This is a genomic window from Azospirillum baldaniorum (assembly GCF_003119195.2).
In the GTDB taxonomy this organism is placed as follows: domain Bacteria; phylum Pseudomonadota; class Alphaproteobacteria; order Azospirillales; family Azospirillaceae; genus Azospirillum; species Azospirillum baldaniorum.
This window is the reverse complement of sequence record NZ_CP022254.1, coordinates 1,736,857-1,750,960: the sequence shown is the minus strand read 5'-3', so window position 1 is coordinate 1,750,960 and position 14,104 is coordinate 1,736,857. Positions and strand designations below refer to the sequence as shown.

Sequence of the window (14,104 nt, the reverse complement as noted above, 5' to 3'; positions counted from 1 at the left end):
ACGCAATGGAAATGAACATGCAACGGCTCGCAACGGTGACCCTGCTTTTCGGGACCCTCCTGGCCACCACATCCATGGCACAGCCGAGCATGGCGCAGCAGAGTGCCGCACCATCTCAGGGCACGGCGCACCTGCAACAGGTCACCAGCTTTGAGCATCAGGTGACCGGGGTGACCGTTTCGAAGGATGGGCGCATCTTCGTCAACTTTCCCCGTTGGACGGAGGATGCACCGATCTCGGTCGCCGAGGTGACGCGCGACGGCCACATCAAGCCTTACCCGGACGACGCGTGGAATTCCTGGCGCAACGCCAGGAAGAACCAGATGTCAGCCGGCGATCACTTCGTGTGCGTCCAGAGCGTCGTGGCCGATGCGCACGGCAATCTCTGGGTCGTGGATCCGGCCGCGCCAGCCACGGCACCCGTCGTGCAGGGCGGGCCCAAGCTCGTCAGGATCGACCTGAAGACGAACAAGGTTGCGCAGGTGATCCACTTCGACGAGACGGTCGCGCCTCAGGGCAGCTACCTGAACGATGTCCGGTTTTCGTCGGATGGGCGGCATGCCTACCTGACCGATGCCGGGGCCAAGGGCGCTCTCGTCGTTGTGGATCTCCAGGACGGCAAGGCTCGACGCGTCCTTCACGGCCACCCGAGCACCCAGCCGGAAAAGGATGTGGTGGTGAAGACCGATGGGCAGGAGTTGCGCCGGCCCGACGGGCGCGGGGTCGAATTTGCCGCTGACAGCATCGCGCTCTCTCCCGATGGGCGCACGCTCTACTGGAAAGCGCTGACCGGCCGGACCCTCTATCGCATCCCGACGGACGCCTTGGAAAACCCACGTTTGTCCGAGAAGGATCTCGGAGCCCGTGTGGAGCGTGCCGCCGAGACCGAGCCGACGGACGGTCTTTGGATCGACGGGCGCGGACGGCTTTATCTGAGCGCGATCGAGCAGGATGCCGTGAAGGTCCGTGATGGGGATAGCACCACCACCCTCGTACAGGACAAACGGCTGCGCTGGCCCGATACGTTCTCGGAGGGACCCGACGGAAGCATCTACGTCACCAGCTCCCGCATTCAGGACATGAGCTGGTTCAAGCCCGAGAACGGTCCGCGCCTCGATACGCAACTGTGGCGCATCGAACCTGGACCGGGCGCGGAGGCGACCGGCCCGGTCGGGCAGTCCCAATGACCCCGCCGGAGCCGGTGGGATGACAGGAGGCCGCCATGATGGGACGACTGGAGCAGGGCCTTGGGATACTGCTGATCCTGATCATCCTGCTCGATGTCTTTCTGACCGTGCTCTACGCCCGGATCGGCACCAGCATCATCGGATTCAGGGTCGAACGGCTGATCTGGGCCTCCTTCGTCAAAGCCTCAAAGGCTTTTGGCCCTCGACAAGGAGCCGTTCTGTCCTTCTGTGGTCCGGTCATCCTCGTGCTGCTGGTCGGGGTCTGGGCTCTCGGGCTGACGCTCGGGGCCGCGTTGATCATGCACCCGGAACTCGGCACCTCCATCCGCGCCACCAACGGCGAGACCCCCACGGACTTCGTCACCGCGATGTATGCCGGGGGAACCAGCATGGCCATCGTCGGGGCGAGTGACTTCACCCCGCACACGAGCCCCACACGGCTGCTTTTCCTGTTCAACTCGCTGATCGGCATGTCGGTGATGTCGCTGACGCTGACCTATCTGATGCAGGTCTACACAGCGCTCCAGCGGCGCAACGTGCTGGCCATGAACATCCATTTCCTCTCAGGGTGCACAGGCGATGCCGCCGAGTTGCTGGCACGTCTCGGGCCTGAGGGGCAGTTCAGCGGCGGCTACACGAACCTGTCGGAACTCGGCGTCGAGATGACCCAGACCAAGGAGGCGCATCACTTCTACCCGGTGCTGTTCTATTTCCGCTTCAGTGATCCACACCACTCGGTGTCCCGTTCCACGCTGGTCGCGTTGGACGCGGTGAGCCTGATCCAGAGCGCCCTGGATGATCAGAACCACCGCTGGCTGAAGGAGGCAGGAGCTGTCGCGCAACTCCGGGAAGCGTCCATGATGCTCCTCACCTCCTTGGAGAACACCTTCCTTCCCCATGGGGCACCGGACCGGGAGGCCCAGCCGGACCAGCAGACCCGAGACCTCTGGCGAGCACGCTACCACGCTGCCCTGCAGCGGCTTCGGCAGGCGGGGATCCAGATCACGGCCGACGGGCAGGCCGGTGCCGAGGCCTACATCTCCTGCCGAATGCAATGGGACCATCACATCACGAACCTGGCACCCTCGATGGCTTACAGCATGGAGGAGATCGACGCGGCAATGAGCGGTTTTGGATCGAAGGACGGGCTGAACGATCCCCGGTCCCGCTTACAGGTTGCCGAATAGCAGTGGTGATGCTGTTCGTGTCCCAAGCATCGGCATGTCATGCCGACCGGCGTCCGGTTTGGGTCAGAGAAAGACTCAAGTTGCAGCGGACAGGGGCTGGCTCACCCGTCTTGGTGCTGTAGAGAAAAGGTGCAGAAAGGGGCGCTGAAGCGCGACGGAGCTCACGTTCATCCCGCGTTCTCACATTCCGGACAATTTGCGCACTTTCGTTCAGTGACCCCAAGCAGTGCGCAAAATCCAAGGGGGAAGATTTTCACAAACGGTCCTCTGCGAGGAACCATATAGTGTGCCACCACTTATTGATTCCATTGATGAATTCAGAAAATTTGGAGCCATAAGGCACCTCATCGGAACCACAAAATGGCCTCCAGAAACGGCCCTGGAACCATAAATTGGTCTGGCAAGACACCAGAATAAACGAGTCTGAATCGTGAAATTCGGCGTGCATAACTATAAGCCGCAGTCTTGCCGACCTTGCCCCTCGCAGTCGCCCTTTCACAACGGGTAAGAGTGCCTAACAGAACCATCTCTGGACGAAGCGCCAGCAGATGAGGCTGGCGGCGATGTTGTGGAAGGCTGTGAAGATGTCGGCGCGCCGTTCGTAGCGTAGGGCGAGGCGACGGAAGCGAGCGAACCAGGCGAGCGTACGCTCGACCACCCATCGGTGTCGGCCGAGGCGCTCACTGCTCTCGATGCCACGCCGGGCGATGCGCGGGATGATCGCCCGCCGGCGCAGCGCCTGCCGACAGTGGGCGAAGTCGTAGCCCTTGTCGGCGTGTAGCTTGGCCGGGCGGCGCCGTGGCCGGCCCGCACATTGGCGGATCGCCGGCACGGCATCGACCAGCGCCTCCAAGAGTTTGCTGTCGTGCCGGTTGGCCGGCGAGATCCTCAGGGCGAGGGGGATGCCGTTGGCATCGACAAGGATGTGGCGCTTGGAGCCCGGCTTGCCGCGATCCGTCGGGTTCGGGCCGGTCTCCTCGCCCCCCTTTTTGCCAGGACGCTGGCGCTGTCCACTGCCGCGCGATCCCAGTTGATGGCGTTGGCGTAGCCAAGCCGGTCGAGCAGCACACGGTGCAACCGCTCCCAGACGCCGGCCTGATGCCACTCGTGCAGCCGCCGCCAGCAGGTCATGCCCGAGCCGCACCCCATCTCCACCGGCAGCAGTTCCCAAGGAATGCCTGTGCGCAGCACAAACAGGATGCCGGTCAGCGCCGCGCGGTCGTCCAGGCGTGGCCTGCCGCCTTTCGGCTTGGGCGGCTCCGGCGGGATCAGAGGCTCGATGATCGCCCATAGGGCGTCGCAAACAAGAGGGGCTGCCATACCCCTCCCAACCGCTCCACGTCGGTTTTGTTACGCACTCTAAATCTCAGGCGAAGCACCGCCAGCGGTGAAGGACCACACTGCCTCGCCGCGCTCCGGGTATAGCTGGTGATATCCGGGATTAATGCCGCGGCAGAGGAAGCAGCGGTAGACCTCTTCGACCGGCGTCGGAGTCGACGTGAGCCGGCGCTCTGCTTGCCGACGAAAAGCTTCCTCGCCCTGAACTGCAACGGTGCAGCCCGCCACCGGAACAAGCGGCAGCAGCAACGTCATTGTTCGGCACAGAAGCATCAAGTGCGACATGCCTGGCACGCGTGAAAGATGAGCGACGGGGAGACATCACCACACCCGCGCGTTGGAGCGTCCAGCGCCGTTGTGAACAGGAGTCTCCGCCCTTTCATGACAGGTTGTCCAGGCCGTGCCGCTTCGCTTCCTCGCGGATCAGCCATTCCAGCTCGCCGGCCATGCTCCGGCTATCGTCCTGGGCCAGTTTGGCCAGCAGGGCGTGAACCTCTGGCCGGAACCGGATCATCATCTTGTCCGTCTTCGCTTGCGCCATGGCCGCGCGCCAGCGTGACGACCAGCAGGTCGCCACGCAGGCCCTGGCCGACTGCGAGGGCAGCAAGGACGACGCCCTCCTGCTGCTGGCCTATCTGCTCACCAACGCGCGCCGGCAAAAGAATGGCGGCCACAATGAGCCGCCAAGGTTCAGCTAATTCCTGCCGTGGATAGCAGATTGCGCGACCCTAAACGCCATTGCTCATTAAAACAATTCCAATGAGGAAGTAACTCATGACCACCACGTCCGTCGGCGCGGCGATCCCAGGCGAGATCCACCCCGACGCCCTGACCCTCGTCGGCCGCTTCGAGGGGCTGTCCCTCAAGGCCTACCTGTGCCCGGTGGGGGTGACGACGATCGGCTACGGTCACATCGCCGGGGCCCAGATGGACCAGACCATCACCTCTCTCCAGGCCGAGGTTTTCCGGCGCGCCGACATGGCCGATGCTGCCCGGGACGTCGACCGGCTCGCGAAGGTCCCACTCACTGATCGGCAGAGCGGCGCTCTGGTCTCGTTCGTGTTCAACCTGGGGGCCGGAGCCCTGCAGACCTCGACCCTGCTGCGCCTGCTGAACCAGGGCGACTATGTCGGGGCGGCCGCCGAGTTCCCGAAGTGGGTCTATGCCACGGTCGACGGCAAGAAGGTCCAACTCGGTGGGCTGAAGAAACGCCGGGCGGCGGAGAAGGCGCTGTTCGGGGCGGGCTGAACGTCGGTCAGCTGTTGCGCTGGGGTTGGCATGTCAGCAGGCCGGTGGCTCGACACGCGATAGTGCTCATCGGCGCGGCGCGTGATAGAAAATTGAGCCTACCTCGTGCGAGATGAGAATGAGAACGCCTCCAGCCTTAACAGCTTCCAGAAACGTTTTTTGCGGACTGCTGGCGCTACTATCCATTGCAGATCTAACTGCGCCGGCTGCTGCGGAACCGGCCTACGGCTTCGCACCAGGGAACGCACTGCCGATCTTCACATTCCACGGCGAGGACGGTGTGCGTCGCTCAACGGCGGAGTTTCGTGGCAAGTGGTTCCTTTTCAAGCGGGGAGCCGAATGGTGCATGCCGTGCATCGGAGAGCGGCCTTCGGTCGAGAACTTCATGAAGGCCCACCCCGATGTGCCTGTCGTAATGCTCGTTTCCCCGCGTCCCAGCGAGACCGACCTGGAAGGGGCATTCCAGCGCGAGCTGGACTATCAGCGGCGAAAGGGTCTGCGCACAGACTACATCGCCGTGTCTGACAGCCGTGACCCAGCACCCCGTGACCTTCCGACGCCGAAGTCTGTCACCGACCTTCCGTTGACCGTCGTCGTCGACCCGCGGGGCGTTATCGCCGCGTTGTGGACCAGCACGTACCAATACCAACGCCACTTCACGAGGCATGGGATCGTCGGCAAGGCTGAACCAGAATTCCGTGACTACGTCGAGGCTTTGCTTTCGTGTAAGGGAGCCAAAGGGGTGGCTGCAACCTCCACAGCGCTGGAGATTGCGCAGTCGTTCGACGCTTCCTGCTCATGACGTAAGGACGCCTCGGCCACCAGTCCAGCACCGCCGATCAGCGCCGTAGAACCAGCCCGCCCGGACCTCCGCGGCGGGCTTTTCCTTTTCCGGAGTCCCTTGTCCGAACTCCTCAGCCCGAAGCTGGTCCGCCGCCGGAACGGCGAGCAGACCCCTCGCGAGCACCGGTGCTCCGGCTTCAATGTCATACATCAGATCACCGCGGACAACCACCTGCGCCTGTACGAACACATCGGCAACATTCCTGCCGCCGAGGCTGAAGCCCGCGACTATGCTCAAACCGAGGGCGTCGCCATGGCGGCGTGCCCCAAGCCGAATGAACTCAGGAAGAAAAACCCGGAACGGTTTACTATGACCTCTGGCCGCTTGTCCGGTGGGCGGCCGTCTGTATAGTCCAGCCAATTCAGTGCAAGCCTTCGTGCCTCCGGTGGGCGACGCCACTTCACCTGCACGAAGGGACAAGATTGCCATGGCGATGCCAAGGAAAGCGGCGCAGGGAGCAAGGCTGGCGATGGGAGTGGATGCGGTGCTGGGAGCGAACCGGAGGCGAGGGTCTTGCGGGGGCTTCTGAGAACCAGCCGTCCGCTCCGACGCATTGGTGCGCTCGGTGGAATCGTACTGGCGGCCCTGTGCAGCGGCACCGCGATGATGATGGATCGTCTGCATGACGAGACGGTGGCCGAGGCGACACTCGGCCTGCGCACGCTCAACGCTTCGCTGGCCGAGCAGACGCTGCGCGCCATCGAAGGCATCGAACTGACCGTCAACGGAGTCGTCGAACAGATCCCCGCCGCCAACCGGCGCAGCGCCGACGCCTTCAAGCGGCTGGAAGGCGACCACGAAACCCATGAATTCTTGAAAGCCAGGGCATCCAGCCTACCGCAGCTGGAGGCTTTGAGCTTGATCGCCGCCGACGGCACGCTGGTCAACTTCACCCGCCAGTTCCCGGCTCCGCCACACGACCTGTCGAAGCGCGACTATTTCCTGGCGCTCAAGCACACCGATCCCGGGCACGTTTACGTCAGCCGACCGGTGAAGAGTGTTGCCACCCAGGAATGGACGCTCTACTTCGCCCGCCGCGTGAACGATCCCGATGGTGGACTGGCTGGTCTGGTCGTGGGGGCCATCCGCCTGTCCTATTTCGAGCGATTCTACCGCAGCTTGCATGTGACGCCGGGCAGCGGCATCAGCCTGTGGTGGCGCGACGGCATGCTGCTGGCGCGCTACCCGGCGTTGCCGGACAAGGTCGGGACCATCGCCATCAGCCCCGGCGTCGCCGAACTGGTCGCAAGCCATGAAGCCGGAATCCATGAGACGCCACAGTCGGTCGACGGTCAGGACCGCATCCTGTCCTTCCTATCCTTGCGCAACTACCCGCTGGTCGTCGGCGTAAGCCGGACACGGGGGGAAATCCTGGCCCGCTGGAATGACCAGGCGCTGGTCATCGCCGCCGCCGGGCTGCTCAGCGCGGTGGCTCTTGTCCTGATGCTGTGGGCGATGGCGCGCCAGTTTCTCGCGTATGAAACCGCCAACCGCGCGCTCCAAGAGCGGCAGCAGGCGGTCGAAGCGCGCAACGTGGCGGAGGAGCATGTCCGCCAACTGCAGAAGATAGAGGCGCTGGGCCAGCTGACGGGCGGAGTGGCTCACGACTTCAACAACCTGCTGCAGGCGGTGCGCTCCAGCCTGCACCTGCTGGAGCGCAGCGGCGAGCTGGTGGAGGCGGAGCGGCGCCGGGCGTTGCAGGTCGCAAGCCAAGCGGTCGAGCGCGGTGCTACCCTGACCCAGCATCTGCTGGCCTTCGCCCGCCGGCAACGGTTGGCTCCGGCGCCCGTCGACCTCGGCGCCCAGGTGGCGGGGATGGTTACGCTGCTGGAACGCACTCTGGGCAGCACCATCCGCATCCGCATCGACCGGGAAGCCGACGTGCCGCCGGCCCTGGTCGATCCCCACCAGTTCGACATCGCTCTGCTGAACCTTGCAATCAATGCCCGCGACGCTATGCCCGGCGGAGGCACCCTGACGATCGCCATCGCCAGTCTGTCAGTGGGCGAGGGCAGCAAGGGCAGAAGCGAGGGAGAGGAGAAGGAAATAGGCGTCTCGCCCGCCTTGGCGCCGGGTGACTACGTCGCGGTGACGGTACGCGACAGCGGGACCGGAATGCCGCCGGATGTGCTGGACCGTGCCTTCGAGCCCTTCTTCACCACCAAACCGTTCGGCCAGGGCAGCGGGCTGGGGCTGAGCATGGTGCACGGTCTGACCGCCCAATCGGGCGGCGGCATCCGCCTGGAAAGCCACCTTGGCCTCGGTACCGCGGTGACGCTGTATCTGCCTCTTGCCCCTGCCGACAGCCGGACCGACACTCCGGACGCCGCCACCGCTGCTCCTCCCCTTGCCGCTCCCCTCGCTGCCGCCTCGGACGGACCGCCGCTCGGGATGTCTCACGTGCTGCTGGTGGAGGACGACGCCCTGGTTCGCATGGCCAACGCCGCAGTGCTGGACGAGGCCGGCATGATGGTGACCGAGGTCGGTTCCGGGGAGGAGGCTCTGGCCCTGCTGGAGGCGGACGACAATCTGAGCATCCTGGTCACTGACTTCGCCATGCCCGGCATGACCGGCGCCGACCTCGCTCGTCTTGCCCGCCGCCATCGCCCCGACCTGCCGATCCTGATCGTCACCGGCTATGCCGAGAAGGCGGCACTCCAGGATCTCGGCCGTGAACCCGGGATTCGCATCCTGTCCAAACCTATCCCACCGACAGCCCTGATCGAACATATCTCGGCGGTGCTGTAGGGATCACGTCGAGTTGGTCTCAGGGGGCGCTCGTAACGCTCACAACCGAGCGGCCTTCCTTACTCCAAGCCGCCCGGCCTCTTTTCCTTTTCCGGAGCCTTCAAGACCGAGATCCTCAGCCCGAAACCGGCCCGCCGGTCGCCTCGGACGATGAGGCAATGCCTTTCCGGTCGGCGGCAAGCGCTCATCGGAACGGCGCCGCCAACCCCTGGAAGCAACTGGCTGGCGACTGGTTCAGGCTGGCCCAGAACGCGCTCAAACTACGGATTGCCTCCGATAAAGCCTCGGAATCCATGGGCTTAACAACGAACGCGTTCGCGCCCAGCTCATAGCTGAGTATGATGTCGTTGTCCTCGCATGACGCCGTGAACATGACGATGGGAACGTGCCGGATGGCTGGGTTGCTCTTCACCCGTTCCAGCACTTCCAGCCCGTCGATCTTCGGGAGATCGAGTTCGAGCAGGACGACCGCGGGAAGCTGGGTTGGCCATCCGGTTTCCGGATCGCGAAGTGACAGCATCCGTAGCGCCTCCTCACCATCGCGGGCGACAATGATACCGTTGGAGAGCTTGCATTTCCTCAGCGCCGCCAGCGTCAGTTCCAGGTCCCGCGGGTTGTCCTCGACCACCAGGATGGGCTTCAGGGCACTTGTCGTCACTCGCACCTCCCGCATCAGTTATTTCGTCGTTGAACACCGCGGGCGCGAAATTATTCACTCACTCTCCAAATGTGACTGTTGATGCATCCTTTGATGCTGTGCAGGAAATCTGGGCGGAGGGCGGGGGGATGCAGGTTCAGGCCTGCATCGGCCATCGGTCGCCGAACTGGTGAAGGTGACAGCAGATCGCGCGCGCTTGCCGGACATCCCTGCGGCCAACCGCACAACTACCCGAACGCGATATACCTTGTGAAACAGCGCACCAAAACGTTGCCAGCGTGTTGATCGATCGCACGTCACGGAACGTGCTTGCTCCTGGACGATGACACCCTCCCTGAAACTCCGGCAATCGCGGCGCCCTATGCCCCCTTCACGGCGCCGCGATTGCATTCTTCCTTCCCTTGGGTGTCCCATAGTTTTCACCTGCGCGCCCAACAGTTGGCGAGGCTGGCGCAGTACGGATCGCACCATGCAGACTGATCGATGGTCACGCTACTCCTACCCCTTGACGACCCGGCGGGACACCCGACCTCTGTGTTGTTGCTCGCCACGATCCTGGCTGCGGGCGACAGAGTGTAGCGTGTGCTCCCGCCAAACCGATGGGGACGCACATGGCACAGCCCGCGCAATCCGCTGTCCGCAATCGACTGCTTTCGGCTCTGAGCCCCGAGGATTTTGGGCTGTTGGGCCCGCACCTGGACGCGGTCGATCTGCCGTTCAAGCAGGTGCTCATCGCTCCGGACGAACCGATCGAGCACGTCTATTTCCCGGACTCCGGACTCGGGTCCTTTCTTGCCCTGTTCGAGGGGGGTGGTTCTCTGGAAGTCGGCATGATGGGGTGGGACGGCATGATCGGCGTCCCCGTCCTCCTGGGCACCGACGCCGTCTCCCAGGAATGCCTGATGCAGATGCCCGGCAAGGGATGGCGCATCGGGACGAGCGCCTTTCGAGACGCCACGGATCGAAGCCCAACCCTGCGCAAATCGCTGCTCCGCTACGTAGCGGCGTTTTTTGCCCAAGTCGCCCAGACAGCCGCCTGCAACGGTGCCCACCGCATTGACGAGCGACTTGCCCGCTGGCTGCTGATGGCGCATGACCGCTGCGACGGTGACCGGCTGCCGCTCACCCAGGAATTCCTGTCCACCATGCTGGGCGTGCGCCGGGCGGGTGTGACGGTGGCCGCAGGCACTCTGCAGCGGGCCGGCATCATCAACTACGTGAGCGGTGACATCACTATCCTGAACCGGCCCGCGCTGGAGGTCGCTTCGTGCGAATGCTACGGCATTGTGAAACGGCAATTCCAAGGCCTGTTGCCCTGACGGAATGCTGGTACGGAAGCGAACAGACAGGAAATGCTCCATCCTCCAGTGTCGCTCATTTCCTGATGGTCACTGACCATCATTCTGCAGGAGCGATGGATGGAACACGCGAAACTGGAATATCTGCTGCGCCGGAACCAAGACGCCATCGCGCGGGCACGTGATCTTGTTGAAGAGTCCCAACGCATTCGCGCCGCTCGGCGATGGAATCGAAGCAGGCTCGAAAGTTGGGCCAAGTGCTTTGATCGGTCCATTACCATCGGCGATAAGGACCGCCACACCACAGATGTGCTTGAGCAGGACCCAGGAAAGCCCCTGGCCTCATCGCATTCCGGTCGGCGCTGAACCGTCCATCCAGTGCATCCTGGCCTTGACTGAAATGCCGCCGCAAACAGGGCTGATCAACTCTGAAGGCTTTCCAGAAGGCCTGTATCCTACTTTACCTGCCACACCTGCGCAAACGCGCCATAGCCCGCCGGGATCTCCGTGGCGGGCTTCTCCTTTCCCAGAGCTTGCTCCTGAAACCGGTCCGCCGGCATTACGACGAACCGACCCTGCACGAGCACTGTCCAATCAACGCCGATCGAGACGAGAGGCCGCAGCTTGGCTAGCTGAAATTGAGTCGATCGTCCTAGCCTGGACATCCTGTGTCCAAATCCTGACTTCCTCAGCGTGGGAAGCAGCTTCCGTCGCTTGACCTCGAAGGTACTTGCTGCGGACGCATGCATTTTTAGAATAAACCCGCATCTCGTTACGTCGTCGTCCGGCTTCCTCAACGGCGTTGCGTGCCTTGTGCATGAGATCTTGATGTAGACGGCTAAGATGCTCAATTTTCGCGCTGTCCATTGTCGTCATCTCCAGCGAGCAGGCGTCGTGTAGACATCAACAGACCGTTGCGGTTCCTATAATTGTTGGTAAAGGGGGTAGCGGACATTCCAGCAGACTAAGTTGGATCACGGCGATCGCCAGATCTCGTCGCGCCGGCTGATCATGCTTCGAGCGCATTGTTCCTGCGCTTCAAGCCGCACCTGCACCGATCGCGCGACCAACACACGGCTCTGCTCCTGTAACGACCGCGCCCGCTTGAATGCATCCTCTCGAAGACGGAGGAGATGCTGAGACCGGGCCGCGGAAACGCGTGTGTCCATAGAGACTTAACCTACCCGGTGTGCCGCCGTTCCAGCTGTCGCAAGATTGAATCCATTCCGCCGCCCGGCCCCCGCCGAGGCGGCATTTTTCATGCCCGAAGGAGGGGCATCCCCATGCTGCCACTGCTCATCCCCATTGGGTCGGCTCCGGCGCCGGGGCTGCGGCGAAGGACAAGCTGCTGCGGAAGTGAGGAACTCGTATCGTCCCCCACCTCTCCGACCTCGCCGGGGCCGCCGGGTTCATCCTGGTGGCCCTGGCTCAGACCATCCGGGCACTGCCGCTTTTCCGGAAGCATCACCTTCGGCACAGTGGCTTGCGAAAAAAGACGACGCGTTCCGTCTCTTCAAAGCCGAGCGCGGCGTGCATGCGTTGGGACACGTCATTTCCGATGTCCGCGTCGGAGGCGAACTCCGAACAGCCCTTCTCCTTTCCCCAACTTTCGACGGCCTGGATGAGCCGGCGGGCGATGCCGCGTTTCCGCTGTTCCGCCCGCACGTAGATCCCTTCCAGGAACGCGACCGGTGAGGTCTCGCATCCATTCACATAGTCCCGACGCAACGAGGCCTCTGCAAAGCCCACAGCTACCCCACCCTCGTCCCGAACGATGAAAGCGACCGCTCGATCCGGAACACTGAGGTCATCGGCGGCTTCGGTGCGGTGGGTCTCGATCGGCGCCTCCGGCCAGAGTTCCCACCGCAACGCGACCAAATCATCAAGCGTTTCGTGCGTGCATCGCTCGATGCGCATCCGGCGCTCCCTTCCTCTGCCCATCAGCCAGTCGGGTGATTTGCGAAGCGATGATACGGCCTTCAAGGCGTACAATGTCTATAGGGGTTCACTACACGAAAGTGAACCGAGACGACTGCAGCGATCTTGGAGTTTTTCGGGCAACCTTGCATCATCTCCGGGCCGCACATCATGCGGTCGCATTCACGAGATGGCCCGATACGGTCGAGATGAACGCACGAAGACGCTGAAGACGCCGTAGGTCCCGGTGATATCCCATCCAGATGTCCCGCGCCGGCGGCGGCGTCGGCAGGTCCAGTCTGCGGATACCCGGGATCTGATTGCCGACCACGCGGGGCAGGACGGCGATGCCGACGCCTTGCCTGCACATGCGCCCCTGGACGTTCCGGTTGTTCGATCGCAGGACCGGTCTCGCGTTGGGGAAACTGTCGATGAGCCACGCGATGTCAGGGAAATGGCCGGTGGACGTGTCGTGGGTGATCAGCCGGAAACCGGTCCCATCGCCATATTTCGGCTCCTGCGCCTCTTCCGCGATGTAAACGCCATACTCAAGGCGGAAGAGCCGTCGCTGAACAACGTCAGCGGTGTCGAACGGAACGATACGGAAAGCGACGTCGGCCTCCCGCTGGGCGAGATTGAACAGGCGCGTGCCGGTCAGGATCTCGACGTCGACATTGGGGTAGGCTTTCGAGAAATCCGCCAGGATGGGAGGCAGGACATAGGCCCCGAACCAGTCCGCGGATGAAATGCGCAGACTGCCTTTGAGGTTCTGCTCCTGCCCCGCAAGCCGGCGCTCCATCGCCAGCGCGCTTTCCTCCATCTGCTCCGCCAGCGCGATGATCCCATGGCCCTCTTCGGTCAGAACAAGACCGTCCGCGGTGCGCTGGAAGAGCGTGTGACCGATCGCCTGCTCAAGCGCGCGGAGGCGCCGGCCGACGGTCGGGTGGCTTGTCTGAAGAGAACGTGCGGCGGCACCGAGCGTGCCGGATCGCGCAATCGCGAGAAAGACTCTGACATCACTCCACTCCATCACAACCACCCACACAAAACTGAACGCCGGTAGTACAGTTATGTCACTTATCGAACAAATCTAAATGCCTAGATTGCCATCATCGTCTGGAGATGCGTCCTTCTGCGGATCCGCCTGACCCATGCGGGCCGCCGCTTGGGTGAAGGAATCGTGACCCTGGCTGTGGGGTTCAAGGAAAGCTCGTCCGGACGGAACAGAGAGGATTTTCCTGAGGGGTCGCGGAACGCGGCGGCCCGCCTCGATACTCGCAAATGAGGACCTCGACGATGATCACGACGCTGGTGGCCTATGCGGGCGATGAGGAAACGCCGTTCAACCGCGACCATTGGATCAACGTGCACTTCCCGCTCGTGCGGGAAAGCTGGGGACGTTATGGGCTGGTCAGCGCCGGTGGGTTCTTCCCGCAAGGTGATGGTGCCGGGCTGATCGCGGTTGGGGTCGTCAACTTCCGCGACGAGGCCGCCATAGAAGCGGCGCTCAATGCGCCGGAGACCGCCCAGGTCATGGCTGACGTCGACATCGTCACCGCCGTCAAACCGCAGCGCAGCATCGTGAAGCCACTCTGAGCGGCACAGCGGTGCCTGTCGATTGCCGGGACCGCTGATCTCTCCAGGTCTGCGCCCCGGCGCGTCGCAGCGATCGGCGGTGC

General features: G+C 63.2%; 15 protein-coding genes. 10 read left to right on the top strand and 5 right to left on the bottom strand.

Annotation, left to right across the window (positions count from 1 at the left end):
* Positions 1 to 17: 17 nt before the first annotated feature.
* Positions 18 to 1,187, top strand: a complete 1,170-nt coding sequence (locus Sp245p_RS22245; protein WP_014198501.1) for an L-dopachrome tautomerase-related protein — start codon at positions 18 to 20, stop codon at positions 1,185 to 1,187.
* A 35-nt stretch (positions 1,188 to 1,222) separates the two neighbouring features.
* Positions 1,223 to 2,374 carry a potassium channel family protein gene (locus tag Sp245p_RS22240; protein WP_014198500.1) on the top strand — a complete coding sequence of 384 codons (1,152 nt, stop codon included), beginning with the start codon at positions 1,223 to 1,225 and terminating at the stop codon, positions 2,372 to 2,374.
* A gap of 514 nt (positions 2,375 to 2,888) precedes the next feature.
* Here the strand turns inward: Sp245p_RS22240 and Sp245p_RS22235 are convergent.
* Positions 2,889 to 3,694 (bottom strand): IS5 family transposase gene (locus Sp245p_RS22235; protein ID WP_088123936.1). Its coding sequence is split into 2 segments (ribosomal slippage): positions 2,889 to 3,373 and positions 3,373 to 3,694, totalling 807 coding nucleotides; the frame shifts between segments, so codons are not numbered across the junction.
* Positions 3,695 to 4,091: 397 nt separating this feature from the next.
* Complete coding sequence (locus Sp245p_RS35050) at positions 4,092 to 4,229, bottom strand: hypothetical protein (protein WP_014198495.1); 138 nt, start codon at positions 4,227 to 4,229, stop codon at positions 4,092 to 4,094.
* 1 nt (position 4,230) lies between these two features.
* Between Sp245p_RS35050 and Sp245p_RS22230 the strand changes: the two genes are divergently transcribed.
* The 5 genes from Sp245p_RS22230 to Sp245p_RS22210 all read left to right on the top strand — a co-directional run bounded on the left by Sp245p_RS22230 (position 4,231) and on the right by Sp245p_RS22210 (position 8,552).
* On the top strand, positions 4,231 to 4,410 hold the full coding sequence (locus Sp245p_RS22230; RefSeq protein WP_041812454.1) for a hypothetical protein: 180 nt from the start codon (positions 4,231 to 4,233) through the stop codon (positions 4,408 to 4,410).
* A 76-nt stretch (positions 4,411 to 4,486) separates the two neighbouring features.
* Complete coding sequence (locus Sp245p_RS22225) at positions 4,487 to 4,960, top strand: lysozyme (protein ID WP_014198493.1); 474 nt, start codon at positions 4,487 to 4,489, stop codon at positions 4,958 to 4,960.
* A gap of 118 nt (positions 4,961 to 5,078) precedes the next feature.
* Entirely contained in the window at positions 5,079 to 5,762 is a 684-nt protein-coding gene (locus tag Sp245p_RS35495) for a TlpA family protein disulfide reductase (RefSeq protein WP_144019219.1), read from the top strand.
* Positions 5,763 to 5,861: 99 nt separating this feature from the next.
* The gene (locus tag Sp245p_RS22215; RefSeq protein WP_014198491.1) at positions 5,862 to 6,155 is read left to right on the top strand and encodes a hypothetical protein; all 294 of its coding nucleotides are present in this window, start codon (positions 5,862 to 5,864) and stop codon (positions 6,153 to 6,155) included.
* A 252-nt stretch (positions 6,156 to 6,407) separates the two neighbouring features.
* Entirely contained in the window at positions 6,408 to 8,552 is a 2,145-nt protein-coding gene (locus Sp245p_RS22210; RefSeq protein WP_014198489.1) for a hybrid sensor histidine kinase/response regulator, read from the top strand.
* A 184-nt stretch (positions 8,553 to 8,736) separates the two neighbouring features.
* On the opposite strand, the gene Sp245p_RS22205 is transcribed toward Sp245p_RS22210, so the two are convergent.
* Positions 8,737 to 9,225 (bottom strand): response regulator, encoded by a 489-nt coding sequence (locus Sp245p_RS22205; protein ID WP_014198488.1) that lies wholly within the window; start codon positions 9,223 to 9,225, stop codon positions 8,737 to 8,739.
* A gap of 596 nt (positions 9,226 to 9,821) precedes the next feature.
* Here Sp245p_RS22205 and Sp245p_RS22200 point away from each other — a divergent pair.
* Positions 9,822 to 10,529: a Crp/Fnr family transcriptional regulator gene (locus Sp245p_RS22200; protein ID WP_014198486.1), complete on the top strand. Its 708-nt coding sequence runs from the start codon at positions 9,822 to 9,824 to the stop codon at positions 10,527 to 10,529.
* A gap of 99 nt (positions 10,530 to 10,628) precedes the next feature.
* The gene (locus tag Sp245p_RS35490; RefSeq protein ID WP_144019216.1) at positions 10,629 to 10,874 is read left to right on the top strand and encodes a hypothetical protein; all 246 of its coding nucleotides are present in this window, start codon (positions 10,629 to 10,631) and stop codon (positions 10,872 to 10,874) included.
* 1,098 nt (positions 10,875 to 11,972) lie between these two features.
* Here Sp245p_RS35490 and aac(6') read toward each other — a convergent pair.
* Together aac(6') and Sp245p_RS22190 are read right to left on the bottom strand one after the other, a co-directional pair.
* Entirely contained in the window at positions 11,973 to 12,425 is a 453-nt protein-coding gene (gene aac(6') / locus Sp245p_RS22195; RefSeq protein ID WP_014198482.1) for an aminoglycoside 6'-N-acetyltransferase, read from the bottom strand.
* Positions 12,426 to 12,594: 169 nt separating this feature from the next.
* A complete protein-coding gene (locus Sp245p_RS22190) occupies positions 12,595 to 13,455 on the bottom strand; it encodes a LysR family transcriptional regulator (protein ID WP_014198481.1) in 861 nt (286 codons plus the stop codon).
* 266 nt (positions 13,456 to 13,721) lie between these two features.
* Between Sp245p_RS22190 and Sp245p_RS22185 the strand changes: the two genes are divergently transcribed.
* Positions 13,722 to 14,021, top strand: a complete 300-nt coding sequence (locus Sp245p_RS22185; protein WP_014198479.1) for an EthD family reductase — start codon at positions 13,722 to 13,724, stop codon at positions 14,019 to 14,021.
* Positions 14,022 to 14,104 lie beyond the last annotated feature (83 nt).

What these genes read in the sequence shown, in the direction of transcription:
- Sp245p_RS22245 (WP_014198501.1), top strand. Translation starts at nt 18, where the DNA reads ATGCAACGGCTCGCAACGGTGACCCTGCTTTTCGGGACCCTCCTGGCC.
- Sp245p_RS22240 (WP_014198500.1), top strand. Translation starts at nt 1,223, where the DNA reads ATGATGGGACGACTGGAGCAGGGCCTTGGGATACTGCTGATCCTGATC.
- Sp245p_RS35050 (WP_014198495.1), bottom strand. Translation starts at nt 4,229, where the DNA reads ATGATGATCCGGTTCCGGCCAGAGGTTCACGCCCTGCTGGCCAAACTG.
- Sp245p_RS22225 (WP_014198493.1), top strand. Translation starts at nt 4,487, where the DNA reads ATGACCACCACGTCCGTCGGCGCGGCGATCCCAGGCGAGATCCACCCC.
- Sp245p_RS35495 (WP_144019219.1), top strand. Translation starts at nt 5,079, where the DNA reads ATGAGAACGCCTCCAGCCTTAACAGCTTCCAGAAACGTTTTTTGCGGA.
- Sp245p_RS22210 (WP_014198489.1), top strand. Translation starts at nt 6,408, where the DNA reads ATGATGATGGATCGTCTGCATGACGAGACGGTGGCCGAGGCGACACTC.
- Sp245p_RS22205 (WP_014198488.1), bottom strand. Translation starts at nt 9,225, where the DNA reads ATGCGGGAGGTGCGAGTGACGACAAGTGCCCTGAAGCCCATCCTGGTG.
- Sp245p_RS22200 (WP_014198486.1), top strand. Translation starts at nt 9,822, where the DNA reads ATGGCACAGCCCGCGCAATCCGCTGTCCGCAATCGACTGCTTTCGGCT.
- Sp245p_RS35490 (WP_144019216.1), top strand. Translation starts at nt 10,629, where the DNA reads ATGGAACACGCGAAACTGGAATATCTGCTGCGCCGGAACCAAGACGCC.
- Sp245p_RS22190 (WP_014198481.1), bottom strand. Translation starts at nt 13,455, where the DNA reads ATGGAGTGGAGTGATGTCAGAGTCTTTCTCGCGATTGCGCGATCCGGC.
- Sp245p_RS22185 (WP_014198479.1), top strand. Translation starts at nt 13,722, where the DNA reads ATGATCACGACGCTGGTGGCCTATGCGGGCGATGAGGAAACGCCGTTC.